Source organism: Microcoleus sp. S28C3 (genome assembly GCF_036700785.1).
Lineage (GTDB): Bacteria > Cyanobacteriota > Cyanobacteriia > Cyanobacteriales > Microcoleaceae > Microcoleus > Microcoleus asticus.
The window spans coordinates 1-6173 of record NZ_JAUBPO010000068.1 but is presented as its reverse complement, the minus strand read 5'-3'; the positions used below and the strand labels follow the sequence as shown (position 1 = coordinate 6173).

Genomic DNA, 6173 nt, shown 5'->3' with positions numbered 1-6173 from the left:
AGTCGGAGTTGGCGTGGGAGTCGGAGTTGTTGTCGGAGTCGGAGTTGGCGTTGTTGGAGTCGGTGTTGGCGTTGGAGTCGGTGTTGGCGTGGCAATGTTAACAGTAAAACTGCCTAAATTGCTACCTACAACTTGATTGCCAAAAGTATCTTTTACTTGCGATGCTTGCAAATTAACAGCGTAACTGCCATTATCTGTATCATCCCAAGTCCCCCCAGGCGGAGTCAGGGAATAAGTAGCCGTGCGAGGTGTACCGTTACTGTTAGTATCGACGCTGACAAATGCAGCAGGAATTGTACCACCTGACCAATTTACTAGAAAGTCCGAACTATCCAAACTGCTAACATCTATGGCATTATCGTCGCTGAAAGTAACAGTAAAAGTCTGTGTTGTACCGCCTGCTGTCGTAATATCAGCAATAGGAGTGAGACTAGCAGTGGGCAATGTTTGATCGATGCTGTAAACTTCTCCTGTCAAATTGCCATTGGCAGTACCAGTACCGCCCAGCGGTATGCCAGAGGTATTAATGCTGTCATCATCTACTAAATTTAACCCTAAAGTACCGCTGCCAGTACCCGCATTGACGCTGACAGTATAAGTGTTGCCGCTACCCGTGACTCCAGCTATGCTTGTACCAGTGATGCCTGTAGCTACAAGAGCAAAATCTCCGCTGTCAACTCCCGTTACAGTCTTATTAAAAGTTACGGTGTAATTCAGGCTAGATAAATTAGTGGGATTGGGGTTAGCGCGAACGATGGATGTTACCGTAGGAGGAGTAACAATAGTCTGTAACCTGCTAGCTGTCGGCGTTCCACTTTTGTTTCCCTCTGTAAAAGTAATGTTGGCTAAAGTGGGTGGAAGAATGTTAATTGTATTTCCATCAGTAGCACCAGTTGCTATGTCGGCTGTAAGGAATAAATAGCCTGTTGTGCCAGCATTGATAGGTTGAGAAAGTCCTGTAAAAGCTAAGTTACTACCAGTAGCGACAGATGGCAGAGTTTTCAAAACAGTATCGCTGGCATCCAAGAGATTATCAGTGGAATACCAGAGTTTGAAGCCATTGGTGGCAATGTCAGAAGTTTGATAAGCGCCGTCGGTGGTAGCAGTTAAACCGGTGAATTGGGTATTAACACCCGTTACGGCTAAATTTAATTGATATAGCGGCTGGTTAAGAGTACCGGAGATAACATTAGCAGCGGCGATTGTGGGTGAAGTTATCGCAATATCAGGAGTCCCGTAGCGGGCTAGGGCAAAGTCAGTATAGCTGCCATTAGTTGCATTCCCCGCCAGGAGAATTTTGCCGTCATTCTGGATTGACAAGCCACCGGTACCGTCGGAAGCACTGTAAAAATCAGTAGTGACTTTGCCGCCAGTACCGAAATTGCTATCGAGTGTGCCGTTACTGTTGTAACGGGCTAGGGCAAGGTCATAGCTGCTGCCACCATTATTGGCAGACCCTGCTACGACAATTTTGCCGTCACTCTGGAGGTCGGTGACTACGCCGTAGTCAAAGCTACCGTAAAAATCAGTAGTGATTTTGCCGCCAGTACCGAAGTTGGTATCGAGTGTGCCGTTACTGTTGTAACGGGCTAAGGAAAAGTTATCACTACCGCTGCCGCTATTGGCATACCCCGCCACAACAATTTTGTCATCACTTTGGATGAAAACGGCTGTGGCACTGTCGTCGTTGTTTAAGCCATTAAAATCAGCCGTGACTTTACCGCCAGTACCGAAGTTGGTATCGAGAGTGCCGTCAGCATTGTAGCGGGCTAGAGCAGAGTCATAGTTACTGCCATTATAAGCAACCCCCGTTACGATAATTTTGCCGTCAGGTTGGATGAAGACCCCAGAGCCGAAGTCGTTGTTGCCATTAAAATCAGTAGTGACTTTGCCAGTGGTGTTGAAGCTGGTATCAAGTGTGCCGTCAGCATTGTAGCGGGCTAGGGCAAAGTCATTATAAGTGCCATTCTTGGCATACCCTGCCACGACGATTTTGCCGTCAGGCTGGATAAAGGTGGCCTTACCAGTGTCGTCGAAGCTGTTAAAATCTGTAGTGACTTTGCCAGTGATGTTGAAGCTGGTATCCAGAGAGCCGTTGCTGTTGTAACGGGCTAAGGCAAAGTCAGTATAAGTACCATTCTTGGCAACTCCCGCCACGACGATTTTGCCGTCACTTTGGATCAAAGCGGCATTACCCGTGTCGTCGAAGCTGTTAAAATCTGTAGTGACTTTGCCAGTGGTGTTGAAGTTGGTATCAAGTGTGCCGTCAGCATTGTAGCGGGCTAGGGCAAAGTCATTATAAGTGCCATTCTTGGCATACCCTGCCACGACGATTTTGCCGTCACTTTGGAGCTCGGCTGCATTGATCCAGTCAGTATTCCCGTTAAAATCAGTAGTAACTTTGCCGCCAGTACCGAATGTGGGATCTAAGTCACCCGCCGCCAAGACTGATGCGAAATCAAGTCTTGCAGCTTCAGTGAAGGCTAGAGGCGCGTCAATTTTACCGATGTGTACTTCCAGTTCCCAGTCTCCCCCTAGTGCGGCATTGCCGGTGGGGTTAGCAGAGGCAGCGATGTCGGCACCTGTTAATTCACTCAGGCGTTGGAGAAATTGGTTAGGTTTTGTGGGCTTAACACCAGTCGGTTTAACACCAGTCCCGTCGGGGGTTAAAACCTCCGTCTGATAGCGAAAGTCCTCGCTCGAAGACTGAATAAATGAATTGTCTTGATTGTCTTCAGTCGGTTTCAACCGACTTAAGCTATGAGACAGGGGTTTTAACCCCTGGCGGATGTGGTGAATGTGGGGAATGTGGGAAATGTCGAGGCTGTCAATTTTCACCGATACATCGGCGGCGACATTACACCCATAAAGGAGAATATCTGCACCATTTGTTAATGCTTTGCGCCACTGTTTGAGTTGAGGGCTGAAACTTTCTATATTGCTGCTATTAAGTGTATTTGCACCGAGATGTACCGCACCTGGACTACCGTGAGAGATGATGTGAATTGCTTCTATATTTTTTTCAATTGCTAACCTTTCGGTAATTTGCTCAATGCCATCCCGCGTTTCATCTAGGATAATTACTTGAGCATTTGGGGAAACGCCTCTAATTAAACTCTGGTAATCTTCAACATTTGAGTCAATAAAAACTAGAGTTGAAACAAATTTTTGCTGTATCATTATGCAACCTCTTTACTTTTCAAAGTTTATATGTATCACTCAAATAGCACTTATGCACTTACTAGCATCTGATTGCGAGTCACGCCTAAAATCATTGCGATTGCTTCGCTTCGCTCGAATGACTTTGTGAGTATTTATGCACTTTATACTATGTCATTACGAGCAAGAAAGCAATTTTCTGTCATTGCAAGGAACGAAGCAATCGCCAGGTTTTGAGATTGCTTCGCTTCCCTCACAATGACATTACCAAGGACTCCCAATCATCGTGAAGGCAGACCAATAATAAGGATGGGAGAGACTTTCATTAGTCAGTTGAGCTAATTCTGGCGGTAATTCTAACTCCTTATTTAAGTTTGACAAAATTAAACGACCATTTTCAATGCGAACTTGACCTTTGATCATAGCAATTTGAGCCTGCCGCAAAGCTTCAGCTTTAATCGGCGCAACTTTCAAGTTATGGTAAAATTCAGCCATTAACCCTAAAGTACCTTCATCGCTGACGTACCAAAGACTCGCCAAAACAGACTTCACCCCCGCTTGCACAGCTAACCCGGCAAAACCTAATTCGGTGTCATCATCACCCACAGCAGTTTTGCAAGCGCTCAACACCAATAGCTCAACTTTAGGCGGCTGATTCCACCCTAGTTCGCGCACGCGATCGAGTGTTAACCTGCTATCTGATAACTGAATGTAAGAATTGCTCGGCGATCCTGACTTAAACTCTCCGTGAGTGGCGAGGTGAATAATCCGATAGGCCCTGTCTTTGCCCTGCGACCTAAGATTGTTGAGAGTAAAGGTTTGGTTGAGGAAGGATTCACCTTTCCATTCGGAGGCAATAGCATTAAGTTCTGCAGGCACTGCTGGTAATGGTTGGTTATTGGTAAATTGCGAGGCTCCCATTGCTAAAACTTCAGCATTTTTAACACTTTCATAGCTAGTATCGGTTAAGTTGACGCTGGGAATGAGTCCGATGCTGTATTTTTCTACTAGAAATTGAGAACCGTCATGGAGGGCGGCTAAGGGAAGCGATCGCAACCCCGCATCCATACTAAAAACTAGCGTATCGATGCCCTGAGCTTTCAAATCAGCTTCCAAGGGTGCAATTATCCACTGGTAAAGTTGCTGGGATGCTGGCAAATAGCTCTGAGTATTGCGTTTTCTGGGATTAAGGAGTTCATCTCTGAAATTGGCGGCGACTTGCATCAAAGTTTTGCGCCGGGCGGCGGGGATGCTTTTGTGAATTGGGATGCCTGTAGGGGGGACAATGATTAGGTCTAATTGTTCTGGGCGGGCTAAGGCGTAAATAATGGCTGGTTTTTTACCAGTTTGGCTAGCGATCGCTCTAGTTCTTTGTTGTATGGCCGTAAAAGATTGCAAATCCCGCCTGATTTCCTGGTTGACGTATGATCCCACTTGTTCGCTATAGAAGATATCGATAAAGAAACTGGCTTGAGGGATATCGCCTTTATTTATCAGTCGTGTGATATCGCTAAGGCTAATTCTACTTAGAGGCGATGCCGTTTGCACAACTTCGTTTACCCAATCGGATCTGTAGTTAAAAAGAGATTCAATTCTATTAATGCTATTTAGGTTGCCAGATTGGGCGATCGTATTGGTAATTGAAATATCGGGTAATGTCGTTTGTTCTGATATTGGAGATGGCGCGGGTTCCGGTGTTGGAGATGGTGTTGGTAATGTTGGAGATGGTGTTGGTAGTGATGTTGGAGATGGTGTTGGTGGTGGTGTCGGTTCCGGCGTTGGTTGTGGTGTTGGTTGCGGTGTTGGAGATGGGGTTGGTTGTGGTGTTGGAGATGGTGTCGGTTGTGGGGTTGGAGATGGTGTCGGTTGCGGTGTTGGAGATGGGGTTGGTTGTGGTGTTGGAGATGGTGTTGGAGATGGTGTCGGTTGTGGTGTTGGAGATGGTGTCGGTTGTGGTGTTGGAGATGGCGTTGGTTCCGGCGTTGGCGATGGTGTCGGTTCTGGGCTTGGCGATGGTGTCGGTTCCGGCGTTGGAGATGGTGTCGGTTCCGGCGTTGGAGATGGCGCGGAAGTAACGATCGCAATATTGCCCTGAGTGTAAGTGCTAGGCGGCACCGACACCGCGAACTGCGGCGAAATTGTTTCGGAACCTGATGTAATGGCTCCCGCCGTCCCATTCGTTGTCGCATCGCCGACAATAAAAGGTGTAATCGTGCTCCCCGCGTGGCGAAGAGTAATCGCGCCGCCACCGATGCCATTATTAGCGCTGGAAATGCTCGCATTTACACCGTTACTATCTGTAAAAGTGCCGCTGACTGTGAGAAGATTGCCAGCCGTGAGGTCAATACTGCCGCCAGTAGACTGAAGAGTGCCTGTAACGGCGATGTCGCTGGCAGCTTTGAGAGTAATATTACCGCCAGAAGTGGCGATCGCATCCAGCGCAATGTCCCCTCCCGACTCCAAAATCACAGGCCCGCCTAATGTCGAAATCGCTCCCACTCCGATGCTATTGCCCGAAGCAACACCCGGCGAAGCAAAAAATGTCTCCCCTGCGGTGACATTCGGCGGCAGATTCGCAGCATTCGCCAGAGTCGAAACGCCCGATCGCAGAATTAAAGCTGCACTACCTGAAAGCACTGCCGTATCTGGATCGGCGGAACCCAACAAAGTAGTATCTGGCCCAGTGATGGTAATATCTCCCGCCGCGATCGCCCCTTTGGCTTCTACCTTAAGTGAGGTTCCAGTATAATCCCCAAATCTCACATCTCCCTCGGAGCTAATAATCGGGTCGTACAAACTCACAAACCTGCCGCGATCGCCAGACAATGTGAGAATAGAAAAATTACCGCGCGCAGCGAAGTGAGCATCACCGGAAACAGTGCCATTGCTCAATAATGTGATATCCCCTGCGGATTGGAATGCAGGGTTAGGGTAATTTAGCAGGGTAAGAGCATCTCAATCAGTCTTGACAAAAGGATTTGAGAAGAAGCATCATGTATTCATCATTCATTGCA

The 6173-nt window shown here is 47.5% G+C and carries 1 protein-coding gene and 1 pseudogene; both read right to left on the bottom strand.

Going from position 1 to position 6173, the window contains the following annotated elements; genetic code table 11:
* On the bottom strand, nt 1-3180 hold a 3180-nt coding region (locus QUA13_RS19900; RefSeq protein ID WP_333201228.1), incomplete at its 3' end, for a DUF4347 domain-containing protein.
* 243 nt (nt 3181-3423) lie between these two features.
* Nucleotides 3424-6099 (bottom strand): annotated as a pseudogene (locus QUA13_RS19895) (CHAT domain-containing protein); the annotation flags it as partial.
* Nucleotides 6100-6173: the final 74 nt, after the last annotated feature.